Raw genomic sequence first — 1071 nt, 5'->3', positions numbered from 1 at the left:
CATGTAACTGGGTAAACGCTCTGCCAAATACTGCTGAAGCTCCGTCACCAAATCGGCTTCCAATTCCGCTGATGCTGCTATCACATAAGCGACCAGCTTTGCCTCATGCCGCTGCGCTTTATTGACCACAACCAACGCCGCGCTGAGCAAAGGCGATTGATTCAGCAAGGATTCGATTTCGCCAGGCTCAACCCTGAAGCCTCGGATCTTCACCTGCTGATCTTGTCTGCCCACATAGTCTAAATTGCCATTATCCAACCAGCGAACCAGATCCCCTGTGCGATACAAGACCGCTCCATGCTGCACGGCCCCCTGCTCATAGTAGGGGTTGGGCACAAACTGCTGAGCTGTTTGCTCTGGCTTATTGAGGTACCCTCTTGCCAGACCTACACCCGAAACACACAATTCTCCAACGGCCCCTGTGGGTAAAGTGTTAAGTTGTTCATCCAATACATAGACCGCTGTATTGGCGAGCGGTTTACCAATTTGGAAAGACGCTTCTGCTTTGAGTTGCGCCACAGAGATATTGACTGAATACTCGGTTGGTCCGTAAGCCGTCATCAAAATACTGTCCGGGGCACGTTGATACCAGCTCACGATATCCTGCTCTGGCAGTTTATCTCCTCCGACACTCACCAGCCTCAGTGAACTGGCCATCGGACTCACATCATCTGACAATAACTCATGGAAAAACACCGGGGGCAAGTTGAAAACGCTCACGGCCATGCTTTCACAATAACGCCAAAATGCGTTCGCCGACGCCATACACTCATCGGTTCTCAGTACCAGAGTGTTGCCATGGCAAAGCGATGTGAAAATTTCTTCGACTGACATATCAAAGCTCACAGAGGCAAATTGCAAGATCCGGTCTTGCGCAGTCAGCGCGTACTTTTCGTGCAACGCTAAGACTAAATTCACCACCCCTTTGTGCTCTATCATTACCCCTTTGGGCTGACCTGTAGAGCCTGAGGTATAGATAATATACGCCAGTGCGTCACTGGATGGCTTGTCATCCAAACGGGCCATATCCAGGCTCGCTATCCGACGTGCCGTTGTCTCATCATCCAGCAC

The 1071-nt window shown here is 50.9% G+C and carries 1 protein-coding gene; it reads right to left on the bottom strand.

Annotation, left to right across the window (positions count from 1 at the left end):
* Window positions 1-1071: amino acid adenylation domain-containing protein (locus C3B51_RS22860; RefSeq protein ID WP_130246507.1), on the bottom strand; the 1071-nt coding region annotated here is incomplete at both ends.

Origin of the sequence: Pseudoalteromonas rubra (assembly GCF_004212645.1) — a bacterium.
Taxonomy (GTDB): Bacteria; Pseudomonadota; Gammaproteobacteria; order Enterobacterales; family Alteromonadaceae; genus Pseudoalteromonas; species Pseudoalteromonas rubra_G.
Note: the sequence above shows the minus strand (reverse complement) of the source record. Positions and strands in the feature narration are given on the sequence as shown.